25 protein-coding genes and 1 pseudogene are annotated in these 26355 nt (G+C 64.0%); 10 read left to right on the forward strand and 16 right to left on the reverse strand.

Annotation, left to right across the window (positions count from 1 at the left end; translation table 11 throughout):
• Nucleotides 1–3 precede the first annotated feature (3 nt).
• The 8 genes from pheS to infC all read right to left on the reverse strand — a co-directional run bounded on the left by pheS (nucleotide 4) and on the right by infC (nucleotide 5965).
• Nucleotides 4–1089 (reverse strand): phenylalanine--tRNA ligase subunit alpha, encoded by a 1086-nt coding sequence (gene pheS, locus HHL25_RS13790; protein WP_169591867.1) that lies wholly within the window; start codon nucleotides 1087–1089, stop codon nucleotides 4–6.
• Between the two features lie 134 nt (nucleotides 1090–1223).
• A complete protein-coding gene (gene rplT, locus HHL25_RS13795) occupies nucleotides 1224–1628 on the reverse strand; it encodes a 50S ribosomal protein L20 (RefSeq protein ID WP_169591870.1) in 405 nt (134 codons plus the stop codon).
• Nucleotides 1629–1666: 38 nt separating this feature from the next.
• A complete protein-coding gene (rpmI, locus tag HHL25_RS13800) occupies nucleotides 1667–1870 on the reverse strand; it encodes a 50S ribosomal protein L35 (protein ID WP_169591873.1) in 204 nt (67 codons plus the stop codon).
• A 178-nt stretch (nucleotides 1871–2048) separates the two neighbouring features.
• The gene (locus HHL25_RS13805; protein ID WP_169591878.1) at nucleotides 2049–3374 is read right to left on the reverse strand and encodes a sensor histidine kinase; all 1326 of its coding nucleotides are present in this window, start codon (nucleotides 3372–3374) and stop codon (nucleotides 2049–2051) included.
• The gene (locus HHL25_RS13810) at nucleotides 3371–4036 is read right to left on the reverse strand and encodes a response regulator transcription factor (protein ID WP_169591882.1); all 666 of its coding nucleotides are present in this window, start codon (nucleotides 4034–4036) and stop codon (nucleotides 3371–3373) included. The genes HHL25_RS13805 and HHL25_RS13810 overlap by 4 nt, the downstream gene beginning before the upstream one ends.
• Before the next feature lie 3 nt (nucleotides 4037–4039).
• Nucleotides 4040–4558, reverse strand: coding sequence for a PepSY domain-containing protein (locus HHL25_RS13815; RefSeq protein WP_169591885.1), 519 nt, complete (start codon nucleotides 4556–4558; stop codon nucleotides 4040–4042).
• A gap of 166 nt (nucleotides 4559–4724) precedes the next feature.
• A complete protein-coding gene (locus tag HHL25_RS13820; protein WP_169591890.1) occupies nucleotides 4725–5276 on the reverse strand; it encodes a hypothetical protein in 552 nt (183 codons plus the stop codon).
• 152 nt (nucleotides 5277–5428) lie between these two features.
• Entirely contained in the window at nucleotides 5429–5965 is a 537-nt protein-coding gene (gene infC, locus HHL25_RS13825; RefSeq protein WP_169592907.1) for a translation initiation factor IF-3, read from the reverse strand.
• A gap of 185 nt (nucleotides 5966–6150) precedes the next feature.
• On the opposite strand from infC, the gene HHL25_RS13830 reads away from it, so the two are divergent.
• Nucleotides 6151–6966, forward strand: coding sequence for an alpha/beta hydrolase (locus HHL25_RS13830; protein ID WP_169591894.1), 816 nt, complete (start codon nucleotides 6151–6153; stop codon nucleotides 6964–6966).
• Nucleotides 6967–7071: 105 nt separating this feature from the next.
• Nucleotides 7072–7689: a transglutaminase-like cysteine peptidase gene (locus HHL25_RS13835; protein ID WP_169591899.1), complete on the forward strand. Its 618-nt coding sequence runs from the start codon at nucleotides 7072–7074 to the stop codon at nucleotides 7687–7689.
• A 16-nt stretch (nucleotides 7690–7705) separates the two neighbouring features.
• Here the strand turns inward: HHL25_RS13835 and HHL25_RS13840 are convergent, their stop codons facing one another.
• Nucleotides 7706–8899, reverse strand: a complete 1194-nt coding sequence (locus HHL25_RS13840) for an MFS transporter (protein ID WP_169591903.1) — start codon at nucleotides 8897–8899, stop codon at nucleotides 7706–7708.
• Between the two features lie 43 nt (nucleotides 8900–8942).
• Nucleotides 8943–9926, reverse strand: a complete 984-nt coding sequence (mbfA, locus tag HHL25_RS13845) for an iron exporter MbfA (RefSeq protein ID WP_169591907.1) — start codon at nucleotides 9924–9926, stop codon at nucleotides 8943–8945.
• Nucleotides 9927–10124: 198 nt separating this feature from the next.
• Here mbfA and HHL25_RS13850 point away from each other — a divergent pair, with 198 nt between their 5' ends.
• From HHL25_RS13850 to HHL25_RS13865, 4 genes are all read left to right on the forward strand, one after another.
• Nucleotides 10125–10592 (forward strand): group III truncated hemoglobin, encoded by a 468-nt coding sequence (locus HHL25_RS13850; protein ID WP_169591911.1) that lies wholly within the window; start codon nucleotides 10125–10127, stop codon nucleotides 10590–10592.
• Nucleotides 10593–10767: 175 nt separating this feature from the next.
• Nucleotides 10768–11874: a TRAP transporter substrate-binding protein gene (locus tag HHL25_RS13855; protein WP_169591914.1), complete on the forward strand. Its 1107-nt coding sequence runs from the start codon at nucleotides 10768–10770 to the stop codon at nucleotides 11872–11874.
• A 173-nt stretch (nucleotides 11875–12047) separates the two neighbouring features.
• Nucleotides 12048–12932: a FecR domain-containing protein gene (locus HHL25_RS13860; protein ID WP_169591918.1), complete on the forward strand. Its 885-nt coding sequence runs from the start codon at nucleotides 12048–12050 to the stop codon at nucleotides 12930–12932.
• Nucleotides 12933–12984: 52 nt separating this feature from the next.
• Entirely contained in the window at nucleotides 12985–15777 is a 2793-nt protein-coding gene (locus tag HHL25_RS13865) for an EAL domain-containing protein (RefSeq protein WP_169591922.1), read from the forward strand.
• Between the two features lie 62 nt (nucleotides 15778–15839).
• Here HHL25_RS13865 and HHL25_RS13870 read toward each other — a convergent pair whose 3' ends face one another.
• From HHL25_RS13870 to HHL25_RS13895, 6 genes are all read right to left on the reverse strand, one after another.
• Entirely contained in the window at nucleotides 15840–17399 is a 1560-nt protein-coding gene (locus HHL25_RS13870; protein ID WP_169591926.1) for a hypothetical protein, read from the reverse strand.
• Nucleotides 17396–19399, reverse strand: coding sequence for an SH3 domain-containing protein (locus HHL25_RS13875; protein WP_169591929.1), 2004 nt, complete (start codon nucleotides 19397–19399; stop codon nucleotides 17396–17398). Before HHL25_RS13875 ends, HHL25_RS13870 begins: the two co-directional genes overlap by 4 nt.
• 196 nt (nucleotides 19400–19595) lie before the next feature.
• A complete protein-coding gene (locus HHL25_RS13880) occupies nucleotides 19596–20621 on the reverse strand; it encodes a histone deacetylase family protein (RefSeq protein ID WP_169592911.1) in 1026 nt (341 codons plus the stop codon).
• Between the two features lie 138 nt (nucleotides 20622–20759).
• Nucleotides 20760–21146: a hypothetical protein gene (locus HHL25_RS13885; protein WP_169591933.1), complete on the reverse strand. Its 387-nt coding sequence runs from the start codon at nucleotides 21144–21146 to the stop codon at nucleotides 20760–20762.
• Nucleotides 21147–21276: 130 nt separating this feature from the next.
• Nucleotides 21277–21795, reverse strand: a complete 519-nt coding sequence (locus HHL25_RS13890; RefSeq protein WP_169591936.1) for a GNAT family N-acetyltransferase — start codon at nucleotides 21793–21795, stop codon at nucleotides 21277–21279.
• A 22-nt stretch (nucleotides 21796–21817) separates the two neighbouring features.
• Complete coding sequence (locus HHL25_RS13895; protein WP_169591939.1) at nucleotides 21818–22396, reverse strand: helix-turn-helix domain-containing protein; 579 nt, start codon at nucleotides 22394–22396, stop codon at nucleotides 21818–21820.
• A gap of 258 nt (nucleotides 22397–22654) precedes the next feature.
• Here HHL25_RS13895 and HHL25_RS13900 point away from each other — a divergent pair, with 258 nt between their 5' ends.
• The 4 genes and pseudogenes from HHL25_RS13900 to HHL25_RS23705 all read left to right on the forward strand — a co-directional run.
• Nucleotides 22655–23920, forward strand: coding sequence for an MFS transporter (locus HHL25_RS13900; RefSeq protein ID WP_169591943.1), 1266 nt, complete (start codon nucleotides 22655–22657; stop codon nucleotides 23918–23920).
• A 95-nt stretch (nucleotides 23921–24015) separates the two neighbouring features.
• Complete coding sequence (gene lepA / locus HHL25_RS13905) at nucleotides 24016–25839, forward strand: translation elongation factor 4 (protein ID WP_169591947.1); 1824 nt, start codon at nucleotides 24016–24018, stop codon at nucleotides 25837–25839.
• A gap of 58 nt (nucleotides 25840–25897) precedes the next feature.
• Entirely contained in the window at nucleotides 25898–26128 is a 231-nt protein-coding gene (locus HHL25_RS13910; protein WP_390624516.1) for a type II toxin-antitoxin system CcdA family antitoxin, read from the forward strand.
• 38 nt (nucleotides 26129–26166) lie between these two features.
• A pseudogene (locus HHL25_RS23705) lies at nucleotides 26167–26283 on the forward strand (CcdB family protein); the annotation flags it as partial.
• Nucleotides 26284–26355: the final 72 nt, after the last annotated feature.

Consider the following 26355-nt stretch of genomic DNA (forward strand, 5'->3'; position numbering starts at 1 on the left):
TCCTTACGCGCTCAGGCCGCCGAACAGGGTCGGCACGTCGAGCGGGCGGAAACCGTAATGGCTCATCCAGCGCACGTCGGCGTTGAAGAAGTCGCGCAGGTCCGGCATGCCGTATTTCAGCATGGCGATACGGTCGAGGCCCATGCCCCAGGCGAAGCCCTGGTATTCGTCCGGATCGAGGCCGCCGGCGCGCAGCACGTTCGGATGGACCATGCCGCAGCCGAGGATTTCCATCCAGTCCGTGCCTTCGCCGAACTTGACGATCGGGCCAGACGAGCGGTCGCACTGAATGTCGACCTCGAAGGACGGCTCGGTGAACGGGAAGAAGGACGGGCGGAAGCGCATCACAACATTGTCGACCTCGAAGAAGGCCTTGCAGAACTCTTCGAGGATCCAGCGCAGATGGCCGACATTGGCGGTCTTGTCGATGACGAGACCCTCGACCTGATGGAACATCGGCGAATGGGTGGCGTCCGAGTCCTGGCGATAGGTCTTGCCCGGGATGACGATCCGGATCGGCGGCTTCTGCGCTTCCATCGTGCGCACCTGGACCGGCGAGGTATGGGTGCGCAGCACCTTGCGCTCGCCGTTGTCGTCGGGTTCGAGGAAAAAGGTGTCGTGCATCTCGCGGGCCGGATGGCCCTCAGGGAAGTTCAGTGCGGTGAAGTTGTAATAGTCCGTCTCGATGTCCGGACCTTCGGCGATCGAGAAGCCCATGTCAGCGAAGATCGCGGTGATCTCGTCGACGATCTGGCTGATCGGATGGATGCGGCCGCGCTCGGCGGGCGAGGAGCGGACCGGCAGCGAGACATCAACCGTCTCGGCCTTCAGCCGCGCGGTAATGGCAGCGTCCTTCAGCTCGGCCTTGCGAGCGCCGATCCTGTCGGTGATTTCGTTCTTCAGCGCGTTGATCGCGGCACCGCGCGTCTGGCGCTCTTCCGGCGTCATGGCGCCCAGCGTCTTCAAGAGTTCGGAAACCGCCCCCTTCTTGCCCAGCGCCGAGACGCGCACCGCCTCGATGTCGGCTTCGTTGTCCGCCGCGGCGATATCGGCGAGAAGCGCCGCCTTCAAACTGTCGAGATCGGACATGTCCGTTTCCTGCCCCTAAATCCATCGCCGGCCCGTAACGCACCGGCATGACGACAAAATGAAAAACCCGCGCCAGCCCTGCCAGCGCGGGTTTCCCAACAATTTCTTTTTACAAAAGCTTGGGAAGCGCTGGCTTACTTGACCGCGCTTTCAAACTCGTTTGCCGTACCGGCTTCCTTGAGGTAGGCCAGTGCCTTCTTGGCAGCGGCGACCAGCGAGCCGAAGGCTGCCGGTTCATGGATCGCCATGTCGGACAGAACCTTGCGGTCGACTTCGATGCCAGCCTTGTTCAGGCCGTCGATGAAGCGGCCGTAGGTCAGGCCGTGTTCGCGGACGGCAGCGTTGATACGCTGGATCCACAGGGCGCGGAAGTTGCGCTTGTTGACCTTGCGGTCGCGGTAAGCGAACTGCTTCGAACGATCGACGGCAGCCTTTGCTGCGCGGATCGTGTTCTTGCGGCGGCCGTAGAAGCCCTTGGCTGCCTTGAATACCTTGTTGTGCTTGGCGCGGGAAGTTACGCCACGTTTTACGCGTGCCATGTCATGATCTCCTTAATGATCCAAAAAGCGAAAGGGTCTCAGAGACCGTTCGGCAGGTAGTTCTTGATAACCTTCTTGCCGTCTGCTTCGGCGAGAACCATCGTGCCGCGTGCATCGCGGATGAACTTGTTGGACCGCTTGATCATGCCGTGGCGCTTGCCGGCGGCAGCTGCGAGGACCTTGCCGGTACCCGTGATCTTGAACCGCTTCTTGGCGGAGGATTTCGTCTTCATCTTGGGCATTTTGCTACTCCATTGTTCTTGTATCGAAAACTGGCAGACGAGGCCTGTTTTCAAGCATAAAGAACGGCCACGGCATGCCCTGCCGGACCGTTCGGACGGGGGCTTATAACCGCAGACGCGGAAAAGCGCAACGGGTCGGCGCGGGAATCTCCATCAGAAGCGGCCGCTGCGCTACCCGCTAGTGCCGCAGCGGAACCGAGAGACGCACGAACAGCCCGCCGAGTTGCGAACGGGCCAGGTTCAGCTGGCCACCATAGGCCGCGACGATCTCGCGTGTGATCGACAGCCCGAGGCCGGAACCGCCGTCGTCTTCGCCGAGGTGAAGCCCCCGCGACGGAAGTGCCGCCAGGTCGGCGTCGGAAACGCCGGGGCCGTCGTCCTCGACGGTCACTTCGACCGAGGCGCCCGTCTGGATCGCGGCGATGGAGATCGTGCCCTTCGCGAAACGGGTGGCATTGTCGAGCACGTTTCCGAGCGCCTCGGCGAAATCGGCGGCGTCCATGTCGACGGCAAGCGCATCGGGGATGCGGACCGACCACTCGATGCCCTGCGGCGCAGTGATGGGCTTCAGCACCATGACCAGCTTGCCTACGAGGGGGGCGAGCTCCGTCAGCCCCATCTGCTCGACGCCGAGCCGCGCCGACTGGAGCTGGCGGTCGGCGCGCTGGCGGATGAGGTCCACCTGCTGCCGGGCGAGCTCCTTCTCCTCCGGCGGCAGACGGTCGGCGAGTTGCAGGAGCACGGTCAGCGGCGTCTTCAGCCCGTGGGCGAGGTCGCTGGCGCGGGCCCGGGCCCGCTCCACCGCCGTGGACCGCTCGTCGAGAAGCAGGTTGAGCTCGGCGACCAGCGGCTTCAGTTCCGACACGCCGACGTCGTCGACCGCGCTTGCCTGCCCGGACCGGACCGCGCCCACCTGATGCTCGAGACGCACCACCGGCGACAGCCCGACCGCCACCTGGAAAATGGCGGCAGCCACGAGCACGCTCGCGCTAAGCGCCAGCATCAACGCCATCACTCCATGGAACTCCGAAATGGCCGTTTCCAGTTCGCCGCGGTCGAAGGCTGCCTGCAGCAGGAAGCTTCTGGCGCCTTGGGGCTGTTCAATCGTGATGTTGCGGCGCTGGACGAGAAGGCCCGCTCCGTCGGGGCCTTCAGCGCTGAAGAAGCCGAACGCGACGGTCGGGCGAACATCTGCGGGTAGGTCGACATCCCAGAGCGAGCGGGAGCGCAGCACCTCCCCGGTCTCCGCCTGGACCTGCCAGTAGCGTCCGCTGCCGGGCAGTTCGAAGCGCGGATCGGTCGGCTGCTTGTCAAGCACCACCCTGCCGTCGCGCAACTCGAGATCGGCCGCAAGCTGGTCGATCACCGTCGACATCTCGATCTGGTACCGTTCCGAGACATAGCTGGTGAAGACACGGCTGAGGCCGAAGCCGACCAGCACAAGGACGAAGACGATGGCGACGAAGGCTCCGACGGCGAGCCTGATCCTCAGCGACCTGATCATGCGCCCTCGTCGGGCAGCACATAGCCGAAGCCACGGCGTGTCTCGATCGCGCCGGGCTCGGTCTTTCGCCTCAGCCGCGCAATCATCGCCTCCACCGAATTCTTCGCCGCGTCATCGTCACGCCCCTGGACATGCCTCGCAATCTCGATCGGATCGAAGACCCTGCCCGGGGCGCTCGCCAGCAATTGCACCAGCCGGTATTCGAGCGCGGTCAGTTCGAGCGGCCGTCCGTCATAGGTCACCCGGCGCGCCTCGTCGTTGACGACGAAACGGCCGACGGACTTGACGGACGAGGCTCGACCACCGGCGCGGCGCAGGAGCGCCTTGAGACGCGCGAGCAGTTCCTCGCTGCGGAAGGGCTTCGGAAGATAGTCGTCGGCGCCTGCCTCGAAGCCATCGACCCGCTCCATCCAGGAGCCGCGCGCCGTGAGGACGAGGATCGGGGTATCGACGCCGGCCGCCCGCCAGCGCTTGAGGATCGACAGGCCGTCCATTCCCGGCAGGCCGAGATCCAGGATGATCGCGGCATATTCGCCCGTCTCTCCTTCGGCCCAGATCTCCGGACCGGTCGCCAGGTGCTCGACGAGATAACCCTCGGCCTCCAGCTTCTTCCTCGTGTGTTCGGCGATGTCACGGTCGTCTTCGGCAAGCAGGAGGCGCATGCGTCACCACCATCCGAACGTGGACAGCTTGCGGCCGGTCACCGCGTTCACGCGCAATGTCTTCACCCTGCCCGCATCGCTCTGGACCTTCAGCGTATAGAAAGGCGACCTGCCCTGAAGCGAAAGCTCGACCGAGATAACCCGGCCCGTGTCCATGGCCTCGACCTTTTTCAGGATTTCGCGCAAGGGCAGGATCTTGCCCTCGCGAACGGCGTCTCGCGCCTTCACGTGGTCGCCGTCTTCGGCTCCGGTGCCGTCCTTTCCCTTGCCGCTGCTGTCGTCATCCTTGCTATCATCGTCACCGGCATCGTCTTTGCCGTCGTCGCCGCCGGACCCGCTGTTGCCGGAATCGCCATCGTCGCCGCCGTCATCCGAACCACCGTCGTCGGATCCGCCGTCATCCGAGTCGCTGTCGCCCGAGTCACCCTTGCCGCTGTCGGCACGCGCCACATCCGCGCGCAGAACCTCCGCGCCGCCGACAAGGGCCGCGATCAGCAACAGCAGGAAATTGCGTCTATCCATTGTCGTCACGCTTTTCTCAGGTCCCTCCCGGACACGGACACGACCCCAGACTAGCGATTGTCTGGTCGGGACGCCACCACGGCAAGAAAACCCCGCCCGGGGGTGCGGGCGGGGTTGAAACGGCGAGCGATCCTGGCGGCTGGGCCGCGGCCGTTTCGGGGACCTCTCAGGTTGCCGGAACGATCGACACCGCGGTAACCGAACCACGCGGCGCCTTGATCTTCACTTCGGTCTGATTGTGCTCCTGCTCGATCTCGACCTTCAGCCGGCGGCCGTTCTGGTCGACGGCGACCATCGTGCCGTTCTGCAAGCCTGCCAACTGGTCGTCGCTCACCACGAGACGGGTGTCGTTGTTGCGACCCTTCTGGCCGTGACCGTCGTCGCTCAAGTCATCGGAGGCGTCATCGGACGAGTCGTCGGATGAATCATCGTCGGAATCGTCGTCCGAACCGTGGTCGTCGGACCCATCGTCATCCGAACCGTGGCCACCGGATCCGTGGTCGTCCGAGCCGCTGTCGTCCGAGCCGCTGTCGTCCGAGCCGCTGTCGTCGGAACCGCCGCCATGGTCGTCGCCGCCACCGTCGCTGTCGGCCAAAGCCGATGACACGACGGATGCGCCGAGCGGCGCGGAAAGGGCCGCTACCAGTGCCGGTGCGATGGTCAGCGAGAAGATGGCGGCCGTGGAGACGAGCAGGTGCCTGCGCAAGATGACGAACATTTTATCCTCCGATAGATGCTTCGATGAACTCTATGGGAAGACTATGCATGCATGGCCCTGACAGGTCGCCGTGTGAAGCTGTCAGCGGATTGTCAGGAAAGGCACAAAAAAGCCGCCACAAGGGCGGCTCGTTTGATGAGACCGGCGGTGGCTCACTTCGGAGCCAGCACCATCATCATCTGGCGGCCTTCGAGCTTCGGCTCGGCTTCGACCTTCGCAATGGCGAGCGTGTCTTCCTTGACCTGCAGCAGCAGCTTCATGCCAAGCTCCTGGTGGGCCATTTCGCGGCCGCGGAACTTGAGCGTCACCTTGACCTTGTCGCCCTCTTCGAAGAAGCGGTTCATCGCCTTCATCTTCACCTCATAGTCATGGGTGTCGATGTTGGGGCGCATCTTGATTTCCTTGACCTCAACGATCTTCTGCTTCTTGCGCGCTTCGGCCGCCTTCTTCTGGTTGGCGTATTTCAGCTTGCCAAGGTCGAGGATCTTGCAGACCGGCGGCTCGGCGTTGGGCGAAATCTCGACGAGATCGAGACCGGCCTCTTCCGCCATTTTCAGCGCCTGGTCCGTCGGCACGATACCGAGGTTCTGGCCTTCCTCATTGATAAGCTGAACCCGGGGAATCCGGATTTCCCGGTTGGAGCGCGGCCCATCCTTGACGGGGGCGTCGGCTTTGAAAGGTCTGCGAATGGTCGTATTCTCCTGAACTATTGCGCATTGCCGCAACGCTTTCCGGCGCTGGTTTGGCGCGTCGCGGATATTTGGCGATTGCGGCGTTGCAAGTCAATAACACGCTTCAGATAGAAAATCACCTGCTGTCCGTCACTTCGCGAATCTGTTTAACAGGGCGGATCGAGCCCCAGGGAACCGTTCACATGTCGTCGATCCTGCCTGCCCCGCATGCCGCAACCATAACCGTCGGAGACGGGGACGCGGAGCGCGTCATTGCGACGCTGGTTCGTCCTGCCGCCGAGGCGACGCCGGCCGACGCTCCCGCCCTCGTATGGCTGGGCGGCTATCGCTCGGACATGACCGGCACCAAGGCCGTCGAAATGGATGCGCTCGCTGCCGAAAAGGGTCTCCAGGCAATCCGCCTCGACTATTCGGGCCACGGCGCATCCGGCGGCGAATTCCGTGACGGCACGATTTCCCGCTGGCTCGAGGAAGCGCTTGCGGTGATCGACCATTTTGCGCCGAAGAGCGTGGTGCTGATCGGTTCCTCGATGGGCGGATGGATTGCGCTCAGGCTCTCCCAGGAACTTGCCCGCCGCGGCACCGGCCCGCGGGTCGCCGGCATGGTGCTGATCGCACCGGCACCCGATTTCACGGCGGACCTCATCGAGCCCAATCTCAGCGAGGCCGAACGCGCCTCGCTCGCCGAACGAGGTTACTTCGAGGAACTCTCCGAATACAGCCCCGAGCCCAACATCTTCACCCGCGCGCTCATCGAGGACGGTCGACAGAACCGGGTGCTGACCGGGATCATCGAGACGGGCTGCCCCGTTCACATCCTGCAGGGAATGGAAGATCCGGACGTTCCCTTCGCCCACGCGCTGAAGCTCGTCGAGTTCCTACCCGTCGACGATGTGGTGCTCACCCTCGTGCGCGACGGCGACCATCGCCTGTCCCGGCCGGAAGACATCGACCGCATGAAGGCGGCGATCCTTTCGATGGTCGGAACCGGCCTGTAGCAATTTAACCATAGTTGACAAATCACTAACGCGCAGGCGCCGTCGCAATTGACTCGAAAGCCCCTTGGACATTAACGTTTTGTTAATGATCTAGGGGACGAGTTCATGACGAACAGTTCGCGCGCACTTGCCGTCGCGCTGGTTATGTTGGGTGTTTCAGCGCCCATGAACACGGCCATGACGGCACCGAAGCCGCAGTTTTCCATGCAGACCGGCAGCGTGACGTCGCAACCGATCGGCCATTACGAATTCTGCAAGCAGCATCATGCCGAATGCGCGATCAGGACAAAGTCGGCCGCCCTGCCACGGCTTACGCCTCACGGCTGGGACATCGTGCGAGACGTCAACAGAGACGTGAACGCCTCGATCACCCCGATGACCGATGCCGAGGCCTTCGGTCGCGAAGAAGTCTGGAGCTATCCGGTTGATGTCGGCGATTGCGAGGACTTCGTCCTCCTGAAGCGCCAGAAGCTCATCAAGGCCGGCTTTTCCGCTGCCGACCTGCTGATCACCGTGGTGCGCAAGCCCGATGGCGAGGGTCATGCTGTTCTGACGCTGCGCAGCGCGCAGGGTGATTTCGTGCTCGACAACCTGGTCGACGACGTGAAGCTGTGGACCGACACGCCCTATACCTATCTCAAGCGCCAGGCGAGCTTCGACACCGGCCGCTGGGTCACCATCGAGAACGGCACCACCGACGTCATGGTCGGCGCTCTCAAGTAAGCCGGCTATCGACCGATTAGCGTTCGCCTTCCGGGCGAAGCGAGGGCATGCGGGCAAGGCCCAGCATGGCGACAAGTCCGACCGCCCCCATCGCCAGCAGGCAGCCGACGGCCGCCGCCACCCCCACCTGTTCGTTGAGGAAGACGATCGTGACGGGCGCGGCCGCCGACAGCACCATGCGAATTCCCGACAGCGTGCCCATCGTGCGGCCATAACCTGCCGTACCGAAATAATGCAGGGGCAGAACGCCGCGGATGATCGAGGTGAGGCCCTGGCCGATGCCGAAGAAGACGGCGAAGACGAGTGCAACGGCAACCGCCGGATAGAGAGCAGCAGCAAACAGCAGAGCCAGCGCCACAAACAGCGCGCCGGTGGCGATCAGGCCCGTGACCGGCGGAGAAAGCACGCCGCGACGGGCATATTCGATGAGACGTGCGGCCACCTGGGACGGACCGATGAGGCTTCCGGTGAGCGTCGCGACGGCCGCCGTGAACCCGGCATTGCCGAGCAGGACCAGCAGCGAGGCGCCCATGGCCGAGAGCACGAAGCCACCGGCAGAGAGGCTGACTGCCATCAACACCAGCTGGGGCCGCCGGCTCACGGGCTGTCGAGCGGCCGCGCCGTCGGTATCCCTTGACGCTTCGCCGACCGGTTGGCGCCGCGACGGCCACAGCAAATGCACGGGCAGTGCCAGAAGCAGGTTGAGCCCGGCGAGCACGAGATAGACCTCCCGCCAGGTCATGAGGGTCAGAAGCCATTGGATGAGCGGCCAGAACACCGTCGAGGCGAAGCCCGCCACCAGCGTGACGAGGGTGATATGGCTGCGCGCCTCCTGGCCGTGGCGCTGCGCAAGCGCTGCGAAGCCGGCGTCATACTGGACGGCGATCGACACGAATTCCGCGGCAAGCGTCACGACTGCGAACTGCCAGCCGTTCTGGACCATCGACAGCGCGGCAAGGGCAAGGGCCGCCAGAAGCGAACCGCTGACGAGGACCGGTCGCGCGCCGAACCGGTCGATCAGTCGCCCGATGATGGGTGCAGAGACCGCGCCGCCGAGCAGACCGATCGAGAAGACCGCGAAGACAAAGCTCTGCGACCAGCCGAAATCGCGGGCGATCTCGGGTGCAAGGATCGAAAAGGAGTAGTAGAGCGTGCCGTAACCGACGGTCATCGACACGCCCATGCCGAGCGTGGCCGGGGAGATTTGCATGACGAGGCGCTACGCTATTCGCATTGCACCGATGTGACAATCCTCAACCGTTGCCGATCAGGATGCCGGCTGCGAGCACGAGCGAACCGCCGAGCACGACCTGCATGGCCGCCCTGAGGAACGGCGTCTCCATGTACTTGTTCTGGATGAAGGCGATGGCCCAGAGCTCGACGAAGACGATCACGCTGGCGGTCGCCGTGGCCGTCCAGAAATGCGGAATGAGATAGGGCAGTGCATGACCCAGGCCGCCGAGCGCCGTCATGATGCCGGAAGCGAGGCCGCGCTTGATCGGCGAACCGCGCCCGGACAGTTTTCCGTCGTCGTGGGCGGCCTCGGTGAAACCCATCGAGATACCAGCACCGACGGAGGCGGAGAGGCCGACCAGGAAGGTCTGCCAGGTGTCGCCCGTCGCAAAGGCGGCCGCGAAGATCGGCGCGAGCGTCGAGACCGATCCGTCCATCAGGCCGGCAAGCCCCGGCTGCACATAGGTCAGGACGAACTGGCGGCGGGCGGTCTCGTTTTCTTCGACCTTCACATCTTCCGGCGTGTGACGCTCGCCGAGCATCGAGGCGATTTCCTCGTGCCCCTGCTCCGCCAGCGCGAGATCGCCCAGCAGCTTGCGGGTCGAGGCGTCGGAGGTGCGGCTTGCGGCCTCGGTGTAGAAGCGATAGGCGCCCTGTTCCATGGCCTCGGCCTCGGCGCGGATCTGGTCGAGGCTCTGGCTGGCCCTGAGCCAGTCCGGCTTGCGGTCGTAGAAGCCGCGCACATGTTCGCGCCGGATCAGCGGGATCCGTTCGCCGAAGCGCTGGCGATGCAGTTCGATCAGCTGGTTGCGGTGTGTATGCTCCACTTCCGCCATGTCCTCGAAGACCTTTGCCGACTGCGGATACTGACCGCGAAGCTGGTCAGCATAGGCAAGGTAGATCCGCGCGTCATCCTCTTCGGAGGAAATGGCAAGCGCCAGGACCTCCTGGTCGCTGAGGCTCGAGAAGGAACGTTTGGAGGAGGAAAACAGGCGGGCGAGCATGACTTGGCTTTCGTTCTTTATAATAATTCTAAACTTATTCTGCCGCGAGAGACCCGTCAAGACAAGCGCGACCCTTCGCCTCACGGAGCGAATTCGCGACGCCCGAATGCGACCTTGGGTCTCGGGCTTCAGGTTTGACGTGGCCGGTTCAATCGGCGAAAAGCAGGGCCAAGCTCCCAATCGAAGCAGGAGACAGCGATGCAAGACGATCTCGTGGCGCGTGCCGCCCACCGCGCCGACATCACGGCGCGGGCCGAAGCGCAGATGGCTGCGTTGGGCGTCGATCAGGCCTTCATCGACAGGCTGGTCGAGACCTTCTACGGCCGGATCCATTCCCACGAGCGGCTCGGCCCGGTGTTCGAGGCCCGGCTTTCCGGGCGCTGGCCGGAGCATCTTGCCAAGATGAAGGCCTTCTGGGGCTCCGTCGCCTTCAAGAACGGCGCCTATGGCGGCAAGCCCGTGCAGGCCCATCAAGGCGTCGAAGGCATGCAGGAGAGGCTCTTCATCGAGTGGCTGGCCCTCTTCCGCCAGACGCTGTCCGATCTCGGCGCCAATGCGGAAGCCGAGGCCTGGTTCATGGCGACCGCCGAGCGCATCGCACGCAGCCTGGTGCTCGCGCTGTTCTACAATCCGGCGCTCGACGATCCGGCTCGCCGCACCAGTTGATACACGACCGCGCATCTTTCTCACCGAATGGGCTTCGGCTGCGAAATTTTGCGTATCTCCGGCGCACCTTGCGCGCAATTCTCGCGACTTTCGGGCTTGCATGAGCGGCCTGCGATGATAAGACCGCGCCCGGAGGGGGAGGATAATCCATAAGAAACAACCAAGGCCAAGAATCATGAACCGCCGTAAATTCTTCCAGCAGGCCGGCGCCGCCGGTTTGGGTGCAGCTGCCTCCATGTCGCTTGCCGCGCCCGCGATCGCCCAGGAAAACCCCAAGCTCAACTGGCGCCTCACCTCCTCCTTCCCGAAGAGCCTCGACATCATCTTCGGCGCGGCCACCGACATCGCCACCAGCGTTTCGGAAGCGACCGGCGGCAACTTCACCATCACGCCCTTCGCCGCCGGCGAGATCATCCCGCCGCTGCAGGCCGCCGACGCGGTTGCTGCCGGCACGGTCGAAATGGCGCATACCTGCTGCTACTACTATATCGGCAAGGATCCGGCGTTTGCCCTCGGCACGGCGATCCCGTTCGGCCTCAACGCCCGCATGACCAATGCCTGGTTCACCGCCGGCGGCGGCAACGAACTGCTCAACGAATTCCTCGCCGGCCACAAGCTGTATGCCCTGCCGGCCGGTAATACCGGTGCCCAGATGGGCGGCTGGTACCGTAAGGAAATCAAGACGATCGACGACCTCAAGGGTCTCAAGATGCGCATTGCGGGCCTCGCCGGCGAAGTGATGAGCAAGGTCGGTGTCACGCCACAACAGATCGCAGGCTCCGATGTCTACGCCTCCCTGGAGAAGGGCACGATCGACGCCACAGAATTCGTCGGCCCTTATGACGACTTCAAGCTCGGCTTCTACAAGGTGGCCAAGTACTACTACTACCCGGCCTGGTGGGAAGGTGGCCCGGCCGTCCATGCCTTCTTCAATTCGGACAAGTTCAACGAACTGCCGAAGAACTATCAGCGCATCCTGACGGACGCCTGCGCGGCGGCAAATGCCCGCATGCTGGCCCGCTACGACGCATCCAATGCTGCTGCCCTTCGCCAGCTGGTCGCCCAGGGCACGGAATTGCGCGCCTTCGGTTCCGACATTCTCGATGTCTGCCATGCGGCCGCGCTCGAAACCTATGCGGACCTCAGCGCCAAGAACGACAACTTCAAGAAGCTCTACGAGAGCCAGCTGGCGTTCAAGAAGGACGCCTACCTCTGGGCCCAGGTCGCCGAATACGGCTTCGACACCTACATGATGATCCAGCAGCGCCAGGGTAAGCTCTGATCGCTCTCGGGATCGGCTTCCAAAACGCCCCGGGCAGCTCAGTCAGCCCGGGGCATTTTTTCTGCCCGGAAGGGTCTCGCAGGGAGGACGCGGTTTCGTCGCTCCGCCTATGTTAGGCTTTTTTTATATTGAATATTCTATGCTCGACAGAACCGAAATGCCGGAGTTTTGTCGTGCGTCCCTGCGTCTTTCTCGTCTCGATCGTGCTGTTCATCCTCAACCCCGGGCTGGCCTCAGCCGCGGATTGGATCGCCTCCAAGGTCAAGCAGCCCGTCAACTTCACCGTCGACAAGGTCAACTGGACGCGTCTTGAAGCCGGCATGCCGGTGCCTGGTGGCGCCTGGATCAGCAGCGGTCCGCGCGGGCGCGCCGTCCTGACCCACGAGGAAGACATGGTCGCTATCCAGCCCGGCTCGATGGTTTCGGTGGTCGCCAAGGATCATGCCGGCGACAAGTTCGAGATCGTTCAGCAGATCGGCGAGATCGTCGTCGACTTCGAGAAGCGTCCCGGCCGCAATCTTTCCGTCCAGACCCCATTTCTTGCCGCCGTGGTCAAGGGCACGCGCTTCACCGTCAGCGTCGACGGCAAGGCGGCCCAGCTCGGCGTTCAGCGAGGGCTGGTCGGGGTCACCGATCCCCGGCGCGGTGAACGCGTCGATGTGAGGCCTGGCCAGTCGGTCGCCGTGTCGCCTGCCAGCGCCGGTTCCCTCAAGGTTGTCGGTCCCGGCCCGAAGTCGCCGGTCGTCAGCGTGTCGGCGAGCGCACCCACCGTTCCGGGCATCGGAGCTACGGCGAACACGGCCGACGACGACACGTCCGCCACCCGCGACGGCACAACCGGCAACGACAAGTCTGACACTGCTGGAAGCAATGGCAACAGCGCGAACGACAATTCGAACGCCAAGGGCAATGGCAACGCCAATGGAAATTCGAGCTCTGCCACCGACGGCAACGGCAGTGCCAATGCAAACAGCAATGCCGGAGGCCACGGCAAGGACAAGGATAAGGATAAGGGGAAAGGCAAGAGCAAGGACGACGGCGGCGACGACGATGACTGACGCCGTCATCACCTGAACCGTTTCCCAAACGATCCAGACCGAGAGAACAGGAATGCCGAAGGCTCACCTTCCCCGTCGCAGGCTTTTCGCGCTGGGTCTGCTGCTTGTTGTGGTTGGCGGTCTTTCCGCGATCGGCGCGTTTACCCGCCTCGATGCCGCACTTGTCGCCAAGCGCATGGGCATCGTCAGCCGGGTGCCAACCGGCCAGGTGGTGTTTGTCGCCATCGACAAGCAGAGCCTCGACAAGGTCGGGACCTGGCCATGGGACAGAACCATCTATGCCCGCCTCATCGACATCTATGCGGCTGGCGGGGCACGCGATATCTTCTTCGATATCGACTTCAGCGCCCGATCGAACCCGGCCAGTGATGCCGCATTCGCGGCCGCGCTCGAGGCCGCGGGCGGCGGCGTGATACTGCCGTCCTTCACCCAGCAGCTGTCGTCCGACGCGAGGTCCGACGCGACCGGGGTTAATCGACCGGACCCGATGTTCGCCGAGCATTCCTGGTCCGCAAGCGTCAGCCTGAGCGCCGACGCGGACGGTCAGGTACGCCGTTTCCCGTACGGCGAAATGCAGGACAGTGAGTTCGTCATGTCGGTGCCGGCAACACTTGCCGGTATCGCCGACAAAACCGCCGCCCCCCTTATCATCGACTTCTCCATCGATCCCGGCGGCGTATCCCGGTACTCGGTGATCGACGTGCTGGAGGGCCGGATCGATCCCTCGGTCTTTGAAGACAAGATTGTCGTTACCGGCGCCAGCGCCATCGAACTCAAGGACAATTTCCTTGTTCCCGTGCACGGGCTCCTGTCCGGTCCGATGGTGCAGATCCTTGCCACCGAGACCCTCCTCCAGGATCGCGCGCTGAAGCCCCTTTTTCCCTGGCCGTCGCTCGCGTTCGGGGCGATCATCTCGTTTTTCGCGCTCTCGCCCTACCGGGCGCTACGCCGTCAGCTGGGCATAGTGGGCGCGGGCATGCTCGTGACCGAAGGGATGGCTCTCTTCCTGCAGACGAGCCAGGGCGTGCTTCTGCCCACGGCGGCGACGCAGGTCCTGCTGCTGCTGACGATCGCCACCCGCTTCGTCGAGGAACTCGACCTGCGCAGCTGGCTGCTGCGTCTTGCCTCGGCCGATGCCGACAACACCCGCAACCTCCTCGGCAGGGTTATCAACGACAGTGCCGACGCCATTCTCGTCGTCGACGAGAATGGTCTGCTGCTCGAGCAAAGCGCGCGGCTGGCAGAAATCCTGCCCGGCCTTCAGGCGTCACGGAAAGGCGATCTCGTCGCCGACAGGCTTCCCCCGGAATGGGTGACCGGCATCCGGCAGGCGATCTCGGCCCTGCGTGACGGCCACGCGCCCCAGTCGGCGTTGAACGTGCTGGTGCTCGGACCTGAAGACGGCGACCGTGTCATCGAATACACGATCACTCCGTCAAAGCTGACGCGCGCCTCCGGCCGCAGCAGGCGCCTCGTCGCGCACGACTTCGTCGCCTGCATCACGGCCCGCGATGTCACGGCCCGCAGACGCCAGGAAGATCGCATCACCTTCCTGTCCGAGCATGACGTGTTGACCGATGCACTCCGCTCGTCCCCCTTCATCGCCATGATCGATGAGGCTCTTGAAGCCCCGCCCCCGGCGGACAAGGGGCACGCAGTGTTCGCCATCAACCTGCATCGCTTCAAGACCATCAACGCGACGCTCGGCCGATCCAAGGGAGACGCCTTGCTCAAGGCCGTGGTCGCTCGCCTCGAGGGTGTCGAGCCGCGCCTGTCCGAGATCGCCCGGCTCGGCGGCGACACGTTCGCCGCCTTCACAACCTCGCCCGTGAGCGAGACGGAGGCGAACGCGATCGCCGAAGAAATCGTCCGGTCGATCGGTATCCCCTTCGACGTGCTGGGCTCGAAAGCCCGGCTCGGGGCACGCATCGGCATGACCTTCCAGAGCGGTCCGCCGCTCAGAGGCGGCGCCGTGCTGGTCGCGGAGGCTGAACTTTCCCTCGACCTCGCACGCCAGACCAGCGGCAACGGCGTCACGCGGTTCGATCCGGAGACCGGACTGCGGCATGCGGACGCGCGCCGCATCGAGGCGGAGCTCTGGCATGCGCTGGACAAGGGTGAAATCCATGTTCTCTACCAGCCTCAGGTCCGCCTTTCGGATCGCAAACTGATCGGCGCCGAGGCGCTGATCCGCTGGATCCATCCAAAGCTCGGCTTCGTCTCCCCGCAAGACTTCGTGACGATCGCGGAAGCCAACGGCTTCATCGAGCAGCTTGGTTGCTGGGTGCTGACGCGCGCCTGCAGGGATGCGCTTTCCTGGCCCGGCGAACTGACGGTCGCGGTCAACGTGGCCCCGCTGCAGTTCCAGCGCGGCGACATCGTCGGTGCGGTGCGTGACGCGCTTTCACAGAGTGGCCTCTCCCCGAAGCGCCTTCACCTCGAGATCACCGAATCCGCGTTCCTCAATCCGTCGCCGGATGTGTTCGCCAAGATGGCCGACCTCAAGGCGCTCGGCATTTCGCTTGCGCTCGACGATTTCGGGACGGGCTATTCCTCCTTCGGCTATCTCGCCCGGTTCCCGCTCGACAAGATCAAGGTCGACCAGATGTTCGTCCGCAGCCTGATGGAAAACCCGGCGAGCCGGGCGATCGTCCACTCGGTCAAGGCGCTGTGCAAGGGTCTCGGAATCGCGATGATCTGCGAAGGGGTCGAAACCGAGGAGCAGGTCGTATTCCTCAAGGACATTGGCTGCGAACAGGGACAAGGCTACCTGTTCGGAAAGCCGCAGACATCGTCCGACCTCATCGACATGGCCGAGGGAGCAAGGGAACCGCTTCCCGCCTGACGATCACGCCTGCGACAGTTCAACTCCTCGTCACCGGGTAAAGCGCGGCCACGCCCTGCGCCCTATTTGGTCACCTGCCAGCTGCCACTGCCGCCGCCCCACTTGTTCCTGCCCGACCACTGGCCTGCACCCGAACGCCCGTCGACCCTGCCGCTCACCGTGCCGTTGAAAGGATAAGGTTTGACCTCTTTGTACAGCTTGCCTTGCAAGACCCCCGTGGTCGGTGCAGTGAACGAACCGTCACCGTTGAGAGAACCGGAAAACCGCGCGGTAAAGGCGTCGCCTTCAAAGGCACCGGAAATGGAGCCGGAAACCGATGCGCCGGATACGACGAGGCTCATCGATCCGGATGCCTGACCTGAAATGCGGCCGCTATACTGGCCGGCAAGATCCGCGGTGGCCGCCTGCGGCTCAACGGTCAGGCCACTATGGCCCGCAACGTTGGTGCGGTACTCCTCGAACTTGGCCAGCTGGTCCTGGTACTCCTTCGAGTTCGTGCCATGAACCAGCCCGGTCGACAGCAGATTCGCCATGGCTTTGATGTGAACTGCATTGTGCGGATCGAGCACACCGTCCTTCTTCAGCTTGTCGCGGATCAGCTGGGTGAAGCGTTCGAGATTGTAGGGGTGCTTGGTCCACCAATCCCGCCCGTATTTGCCATAGGCCGCGGAATCCAGCGCCTCCATCATCAGGCCGGCTTCGGCCTGTGCATCGGCGCGAGCCTTTTCCGCGACGGCGGCAGACTGCTCCTTCTTGGTGCGCGCGGCGAAGGTCTGGAAGATGTCGTCGATGACTTCACCGTCGCTGGTCTCCGTCAACCGCTCGCGAACCGCGTCGCTGGGCTCGGCCGTCGCCTGGGCGATATCGTCCGCCCGCTGGTCGGCGAGTTCGATCTTACGGTCGCGAATGACCGAGGCGTAGATCGGCAGGGTTTCCAACCGTTCGCGGATCACCTCGCGGGTATGTTCGTCGCCCTTGGCGTATTCCTGGTAAAGTTCTTCGATGGTGCTGTCGACAAACTTGCCCTTGGCATAGGAGACCACGCCAGCCGCCGTCTCGACTGCAGTGAAGGCGGCGGCGGCGGGTGTCGCGGCGATGAAGGCACGGCCGAGATACTCATAGGCCGCCTGCGGGTCGCCGCCGGCTGCCTTGCCGAGCACGTCAGCCGCTTCGTTGACCTTGTCGATATTGCCGAGCGCTCCGGCCATCTGCTGGCGCAGTGCCGGATCCTTGATCCCGTTGGCCAGCGTCTTGCCGAGCGCGACCGCGACCTCGTTGGAGGCGGCCTTGGCCTTTTCCGGGTCGCCGCTGGTCAGGGCGTCTGCAGCGTTCTCGGCGAATTTGTTGATTTCGTTGGCCGAAAGCGCCACCGTGCCGAGCTGTCGCACGAGGGTCTTGTTTGCACCCGACTTGTAGAGCTTCTTATAGAGCGCAACAATCGCCGCCTGCGACTGCGATTTCACCACGTCCTTGGCTTGCTGGTCGGCATAGTCGAGTGCGGCCTTCTTGGCATCCTCCTGCCATGTAGTCGGCGCCTGAGCAATGGCAGCCGCCACAGATGAGAGCGCGAAGGTACCGGCGAGGATCATGGCCCGAAAATCGAAGGGTCGCAGCGGTCTCATCTCGGGTTCACCTCCAGGTCGCTCAGATCGATATCGGCGAAAGGATCGCTGCCAGCTGCCGGTGCGACAACGGGAGACTCGACGTCCTCGGGCGGAGCGAAAGTCTCGTCCAGGCTCGCCAGCACCATTTCGAACAAAGGAAGGCCGTCGCCCAGTTCTTCACCGAAGGCCCGGTAGGCGAGCGCCAAGCGTGCACCGCCACCGCGCGGTTCATCGAAGAAGATCTGCCGGGCGCGCATGCGCCCCTCGCTCAGTTCCAGAACGGTCGCCGGCCGCCCCAGCATGACGGTATAGTCGAGCGACGTCACCTCAGCGCTCGGCATCGGCCTGTCTTCCGGCCAGAGGGACAAGGCGATCTGTGCGCCTTCGTCCGGCCGGGTCATGACGATGCCGCCGGCGATGTTCTCGTCCGGTGTAACCTTCCAGCCGCTCGGCACCGTAACCGAGATACGACCAACCCAAGCCCGACGCTCCTCGTCCTCAATGCCCCCCTCGTCGGCCGCGTCTTCATCGACCGTCGAGACATCCTCGGTCGTGGCATTCGGGGTTACGGGCTCCTCGCCGTCCGATCGAGGGACGATCAGCGGCTCTCCGCTGTCTTCCGCTCCGGCCTTACCTTCCTGCCCATCGATCGTCACGCTCTGGAGGATGCGGTCGAAGTCGGGTTCTCCGCCGCCGAGGCGGAGACCGCCGGTCGCCTCGAAAAGAAAATGCAGCCGCTTCTTGTCGGCTCGCCCCTCGTCGAGGGTCACACTCAGCGTTTCGACGCCCTCGAATTTTGAATGTATCCACAAGGCCGGCTCACCGGCCACCTTGATCTTGTGGTTGGAGACGATGTCGGAATAGCCGAGCAGCGGTTCGTCGGGGAACCACCACCAGACCATCAGGCTTCGCTTGCCGTCGGGAGCCTTGAGCACGAGCGTGTCGCCGTCGACCGACGCCTTCCAGTCTCCTGGAGCCTTCAGGGCGAACCCGTCGAAATCATGCGATTTCCAACCCTGGCCCACCGTCACCGAAGGCGCCTTGCCATCGTCGTCCGTCGCCCCGGGGGAAGGGGCACCCTGCAACCCGGAGGCATTCGTCGTCGGTTTCTCGCTTTTGCTTTCCACAGGCTCGTCCCCGGCCCGCAGCGACTGCGCCATGCGGGCGGCCACCGGGTCGAGCTTCGCCTTCAGGCTTTTGGCATAGCTGATCTCGAACGTGTGGATCACCGCCCCGGCATCGCTCAGCAAGACCTTGCGGAGGAAGAAATCATCGCCGCGGAAGCCGGAATGCAGATACCAGTCCTCGCCCCGACGCTTCTGCGTGACCTTCTCCCCCTCGCCGAGGCCTGCGAGATTTTCCTCAATCAGTTCGTCGAGCGAGCTGTCGAACACGTTGTGAGAGGCGAAAACCATGAAGCGGGCCGAGCCGTCACGCGCCTCGAAGCTCCGCCCGTCGTCGTTCTCCGGCGGCGGCAGCATCTCGAAAAAGGGGGCGGAATAGTCGATGCGGGTTCCGAAGCGGTCGTTGCGGTAAGTGATCCAGTTGCTCGCTGCGGGGGCTGCCGTCGTTCCGGCGGACACGGTGGCGGACGTCTTCGTATACCCTGGCCTCGCATCAGCAGACGAGGACGGCGCCTCCCCACCGATGTCAGCCGCCGGCTCATCCGGCAACACCCTGGCAGGTGGCGGCGGCTCGGCGGCTACCCTGTCCAACGGTTCGTCTGCAGAGCCGTCGTCGGGTGCGGCGCCGCCGACGACATAAGCGTCATAGGCCCAGCCGCGGGTGCCATCCTCCAGCTCGACATTCAGCCAGCGGCCATCGCGGCCGACCACGGTCAGGAAAGTCCCCGGCCCCATCGGCAGGATCATCGGAAAGCGCGAACCGGGGCCGGTACGCAAGGCCAGGAAATTATCGCCGGCCGGATTGAGCCCGCCGACATAATCGGCATTCACCGGCGCCGCCGTAAGCGACGCTCCCAGAAAGGCCGCGAGCCAGAAGATACGTTGCCAATCCATCATGTCCCCTTCAGTCCGGAACATGCGCCGTCCGCGATCAGCGGACAGGGAACGACATTCCGGCAAGTCTCCCCGACAATCCGAAGTCACTATGCGCCTTCTCGGCCGGAGACGATTGATTGAAGTCAACTGTCGAGGGCGGAAAACCGGCCCGACATCAGGAGCTTGGATCGGACGCGCACGATGTCCCCGAGGCTCAGGCCTCGAGGCCCTTCAAGACGTTCGCGACATTGAGGCCGATTTCGGGGACACCGTAACCACCTTCCATGACGGTCAGGATCGGCAGGCCGCTCGCGGCGATCATCTCGCCCATGCGGATATAGTCCGGCGACTTGAGCTTGAAGAAGCTGATCGGGTCCTGCTCGAAGGTATCGACTCCGAGCGACAAAACGATCGCCTCGGCGCCGAAGGCCGCGATCCGTTTGAGCGAGTCTTGCAGTGCGGCGGACCACACCTCCCAGGGCGTGCCGGCCGGCATCGGGTAGTTGGCGTTCAGCCACTCGCCCTCGCCTTCACCCGTCTCGTCGGCATAACCGAGGAAATAGGGGAAGGCATCGACCGGATCGCCATGCAGCGAGGCGAAGAAGATGTCGCCGCGATTGTAGGTGATGTCCTGCGTCCCGTTGCCGTGATGGAAGTCGACATCGAGGATCGCGACCTTCTTCGCGCCGTGGTCAAGCAGACGCTGGGCCGCGACCGCCGCGTTGTTGATGAAGCAATAGCCGCCGAACAGATCGATGCCGGCGTGATGGCCCGGCGGGCGGCAGAGCGAGAAGGCGAAGCGGTTGCCCTCGTGCAGCCAGTCGGCGCCGGAGGTCGCGACATTCATCGAGGCGAGCGCCGCCTCGTAGGTGCCCTTGGAAATCGCCGTCTCGACCGAGTTGGCGTAATAGCCCACGGCCCCGTCGATATTGTTCGGGACACGGTTGCGGCTTCGGCGATAGGCAAAGGCGGTCGGGATGGCCTCGCCCTTGAAGCCCATCGCGGTCCAGCGGTCCCAGCAGGTGCGCAGGAATTCGAGATAGTCGGCGCCATGCACCTTCAATGCGGTGGCAAGCCCGTGATCGCGGGGCGCCACGACGTCGGAGAAGCCTGCTTCCTTGACGGCCGCCAGGATCCACTCGGCCCGGAACGGCCCCTCGAAAGGCTTGACCAGCAGGCCGCCATGCAGCTCGGTCTTGGCATCTCTCAGCTTGTGGTCTTCGGAATAGATGACACGCATGTCGGTTACGTCCCCTGTGTTCTTGTCGGGAAAACCTAGCGTCATCGCCGGCCGCTCCGCAAGACGGAGCGGGCCTGTTTTAGGTCAAACGACCAAATATCTTCGGGCATGAAGTGCCAGTCGCGGCACCGCCTTCCGTCATTCGACGAGATTGATTTCCTCGGTCTGGCCGCCCTCGCAGGTGTAGCAGCAGTCCGTGCAGGTTTCGCCATTGTCCGGGCCGGTGCCCCAGTAGCTGCCCTTGTCGCCAGAAACCCAGGCGCCATAGCAGATCTGCTCGCCCTCGTTGCACGACAGCGGGATCTCCTTGGTCTCGCCGTCGTCGAGATAGAAGACCTCGTTGCCGCCCGGCCAGACATGCTCGCGGTCCTGGCTGTAGAGTTCGACCTCGACGGCATTCGGATGGCTGTTGCGCATGATGAAGGTCACATCAGCGGCAAGGGCCGGCATTGCGGCACCGGCAACGGTTCCAGCAACAAGAGCAAGGACGGCGGCGCGGCGCGACGCAGCAAGGAAAGACGACATGAATGAACCCCCGGTTGTCAGCGGTCCGCAGGCGCGAACCACCGACAGCCTAGCATGGGGCGACCGGACGACAAGGGGGGCGGATGCGCACCGGCGTGAACCTTTTCCGGGAGAACTGCGTCGCCCGACCTCAGCGGATCCGCTTGTAGAAGACCGTGGTGTCGCAGTAGCGGCCGTCGGGGAAGAGCGCGTAATCCGGAATGACGCCGCTGCGGCTCCAGCCGAGCTTTTCGTAGATCCGCTCGGCCGGCTCGCCGGTCGCGGTGTCGAGCACCAGCAGGCTGCGGCCCCGGCGGGCGGCTTCGGCTTCGGCCGTTTCCATCAGCGGCCGGGAAAGACCACGGCCCCGCGCCCGGCGGTGGACGAGCAGCTTCATCAGATCGGCGCGATGCGGCTGGTTGGGCTTCAGGGCGAAGCCGATCTGCACGGTTCCGTCGATCCGGCCTTCGGTCTCGGCGACAAAGAGCAGCACCTCGCCGCGCCCGACGGCGGCGGCCACGCCCTGCCAGAAGGGCACGGCATCCGCCGGCGTGAAGGGAGACATGAAGCCAACTGAGGCTCCGCCCTCGACGCAGTCCGCGAGCACGTCGCAGAGGTCGGGCAAGACGGCGAGGGTCTGTTGTTCGTTCAGCATGCGGATGGCGGTCATGGAAGCTCCAGGGCAGACGGGTTCAGCGGTGGCCGAGATCGATGATCACCGCATAGCGGGCCGGCTTGTCCGTCGGATTGCGAAACCCGTGGACGTCGCCGACATTCATGAAGAGGCAGTCGCCCGGCAGAAGCCGGTGCACCGTCTCGCCGACGGTCAGGTCCATCTCACCTTCGAACAGCCAGACATGCTGCCACTGGCTGCGGCTCGCCTGCTGGCCGGGAAAGCGCACCTCGGCACCGGCCGGGAACTCCACTTCGACGACATCGACGCGGCTGCCCGTTCCGCCCGGCGCAACCACCCGGCGCAGGTAGCCGCTTTCCGGATCGCGCCAGACCGGCTGGTCGGCCCGCCTCGCCAGCGGCGACACCTCCGCCCCGCCGGCCGCGAAGAACACAGAAAGCGAGACACCGAGCGCCGAGCAGAGCCGCGCCAGAAGCGCCGCCGTCGGGCTCGCCTCGCCGCGCTCCACCCTCGAGATCATCGCCCGGCTGACGCCCGACAGCTCGGCGAGCCCGTCCAGCGTCAGGCTGCGCTCGGCGCGCAACGTGCCGAGGCGGGCACCAATGCGGTGAGCAAGGTTTTCGTCGTCAAATTCCATTATTGTAGAATTGCGTAATCGTATAATGGAGTCAAGACCGATGGCAGTTGCGTCCAGGCAGCCGAGTCCATGCCCGTTGCTTGATCGGAAACCTGTCTTGCGCCCCGCCGGAAACTGCGGAATGACGTCGCGTGCACGCTATCGCAGCCGTTGCCGTTCGGCTAGAAAAGTCGCTTCGACCGGCCCGCCAGGAAGGGCAGACAATCTCAACCACCAGCGCGGCTCTTTCGGCGCGGTAGCCTTTTCCAGGATCACTCGATGACGACGCAGACCGTGACGACGACCAATTCGCCACTCTCCGTCGCCAGCATCGTCCTGTCCATGACTGCGGTCGCGCTCGGAAACGGGGTGATGTCGGCCTATATCCCCTTCGTCCTGTCGCGCTCCGACAGCCCCTCCTGGGCGGCCGGCGGTGCGATCACGGCGGTAGCCTTCGGCGGGCTCGTCGGCTGCGTCGTCGCCGGCCCGCTCATCCGCCGCGTCGGCCATGCGCGGCTCTTCGCGGCGTCGATGGCGCTCGTCATCCTCGGCGCCTTCCTGATCGCCCTCGGCGTCAACCCTATCCTGTGGATCGTCGGCCGCACGCTCTACGGTGCGGCCGGCAACACGAATTTCATCATCGCCCAGAGCTGGATCAACCACGCCGCCTCGAATGCCTGGCGCGGCAAGGCGATGTCGTTCTTCTACATGGCCTTCGTCATCGGTCTCGGCGCCGGCGCCTGGGGCTTCGGGCAGATGCCGGCGGAGGGCAATCTTGCGCCGCTCGTCACCATCTTCTTCACCGCCATCGCCATCCTGCCGATCAGCCTCACACGCCTCCCCACACCACCCGCCCCGGCAAGCGTCAGCGTCGATATCAGGATGGCCTGGCGCAACTCTCCGGTCGGCTTCGTCGGCGTGCTGGCGGCCGGCGGCTTCTCGATGATGGTCCAGGGCTTCACGCCGATATACGCGGCGGAAAACGCCGTGTCGCAGTCGGACATTGCGATGCTGATGTTCGTCATGCAGCTCGGCATGCTGTTCATCCAGTATCCGCTCGGCACGCTGTCGGACCGGATCGACCGCCGGCTGGTGCTGATCATCGCCTGCGGGCTGATCGGCGTGATGGCGGTGGCCGCACTCTTCGTCTCGTTCTCGAATTTGCTGCTGCTGATGGTCGTCTATGCGATCTGGGCCGGCGCCGTCGAATCCGTCTATTCGATCGCCAATGCCCATGCCAACGACCGCACGGCGCCGCAGGACTTCGTGCCGTTGTCCTCCACGCTTCTCGTCGCCTGGTCGACATCCGCGACGCTGATGCCGCTCGGCGTCACGCTCATCACCCCGGTCTTCGGCCCGCAGACGTTCATCTTTGCGGCCATGGGCCTCGCGGTCGCCTATGGCGGCTTCGTGCTGCTGCGGCTCAAGGGGCGCGAAGCGGTTCCGCCCGCAGAGCGGGAGGGCTTCGAAATGCTGAGCGCCCAGCTTCCCAACGCGACCGTGATCACCGATCCGGACAACGAGCGGGCGGACACGACCCTCTAGAGCGGCCCGAAAGCCACAGTTTCCGGCGGTCAGGGTGAACAAAACCCTTTCTTTCCGCTTTGCGGGCTCAACCGCCGCTGCTATATGCGCAAGCCATGAGCACAGAGAACCGCACCCCCCTCGACCATATCCGCAACTTCTCGATCGTCGCGCATATCGACCACGGAAAGTCGACGCTCGCCGACCGCCTGATCCAGACGACCGGCGGCCTTGCCGAACGCGAGATGTCGGAACAGGTGCTCGACTCGATGGACATCGAGCGGGAACGCGGCATCACCATCAAGGCCCAGACGGTGCGCCTGCACTACAAGGCCAATGACGGCGACACCTATGTGCTGAACCTGATCGACACCCCCGGCCACGTCGACTTCGCCTATGAGGTGTCGCGATCGCTGTCTGCCTGCGAGGGCTCGCTGCTCGTCGTCGACGCATCCCAGGGCGTCGAGGCGCAGACGCTCGCCAACGTCTACCAGGCGATCGACAACAACCACGAGATCGTCACCGTCCTCAACAAGATCGACCTGCCGGCGGCGGAACCCGATCGCATCAAGGAACAGATCGAGGAAGTGATCGGCATCGACGCTTCAGAAGCCGTGCTGATCTCGGCCAAGACGGGCCTGGGCATTCCCGACGTGCTCGAAGCGATCGTCCACAAGCTGCCCCCGCCGAAAAGCCCGGGCGGCGAGAAGGCCCCCTTGAAGGCGCTGCTCGTCGACAGCTGGTACGATACCTATCTCGGCGTCATGGTTCTGGTGCGCGTCATCGACGGCGTGCTCTCCAAGGGGCAGACCATCCGCATGATGGGCACCGACGCCAAGTACCAGGTCGAACGTGTCGGCATCCTGACGCCGAAGATGGTGGCCGTCGACAGCCTCGGCCCGGGCGAGATCGGCTTCTTCACCGGCTCGATCAAGGAAGTGGCCGACACCCGCGTCGGCGACACGATCACCGAGGACAAGCGCCCGACCGCAGAAGCCCTTCCCGGCTTCAAGCCGGCGCAGCCGGTGGTGTTCTGCGGCCTCTTCCCGGTCGATGCGGCCGATTTCGAGGACCTGCGCGCCGCCATGGGCAAGCTGCGCCTCAACGACGCCTCCTTCTCGTTCGAAATGGAATCGTCGGCGGCCCTCGGCTTCGGCTTCCGCTGCGGCTTCCTCGGCCTGCTGCACCTCGAGATCATCCAGGAACGTCTCGAGCGCGAATTCGACCTCGACCTGATCGCCACGGCCCCCTCGGTCGTCTATCAGCTGACCATGACCGACGGCACGGAGCGCGAGCTGCACAATCCGGCCGACATGCCGGACGTCGTCAAGATCGCGGAAATCCGCGAGCCTTGGATCAAGGCGACGATCCTCACCCCGGACGACTATCTCGGCGGCATCCTGAAGCTCTGCCAGGACCGCCGCGGCATCCAGACCGAACTCACCTATGTCGGCAAGCGCGCCATGCTGACCTACGAGTTGCCGCTCAACGAAGTGGTGTTCGATTTCTATGACCGCCTGAAGTCGATCTCCAAGGGCTATGCCTCGTTCGATTACCACCTGAACGGCTATCAGGAAGGCAATCTCGTCAAGATGTCGATCCTGGTCAATGGCGAGCCTGTCGATGCGCTCTCCATGCTGGTCCACCGCTCGGCGGCGGAAAAGCGCGGCCGCGACATGTGCGAAAAGCTCAAGGAGCTGATCCCGAAGCACATGTTCAAGATCCCGATCCAGGCCGCAATCGGCGGCAACGTGATCGCCCGCGAAACCATCTCGGCACTCCGCAAGGACGTGACCGCCAAGTGCTACGGCGGCGACGCATCCCGCAAGCGCAAGCTCTTGGACAAGCAGAAGGCCGGCAAGAAGCGCATGCGCCAGTTCGGCAAGGTCGAGATCCCGCAGGAAGCGTTCATTGCCGCGCTCAAGATGAGCGACGAGTGAGGGCTTTCCGTCCGGACCAGCAGGGCTTATTCTTGGCCCTGTTGCACCGGAGATGGCCATCGCTTCCCAGCCGAGAAAGACTGTCGCAGTTATACTTGATCAGTCACTGATCGCGGAAGCCTGCGATTTTTCGATCGACGTGTCGCATGCCGCCGAAGACGGTATCGCGCAGGCGATAGAGGCTGAAAAGGAACGGCGCTGGCGGATCGAGAATGCCCACGCGATCCGAGCGGAGAAAGAATACATCGAGAAACATGGCCTGCCGCTGGCGAATTATTGGCAGTTCTGATGGAACGCTTCCATGTCTACCGGCTCAAGGCCGGGAACATGCTGGTCGTCGATCTTCAATCAAACCTTCTCGATGATCTCCCCTCCAGGGTCATCGCGCCGCTGGTCGCTGTGAGTGACATGTCCTGGTCGATATCCCGGCTCACGCCCCGATTTGTCGTCGACGGTCAGCTTCATGTCATGGCGACACAACGGATGGCAGCGGCCCCCCAAGCGAAATCGGCGAAC

This window comes from Rhizobium terricola (genome assembly GCF_012927355.1).
Taxonomy (GTDB): Bacteria; Pseudomonadota; Alphaproteobacteria; order Rhizobiales; family Rhizobiaceae; genus Allorhizobium; species Allorhizobium terricola.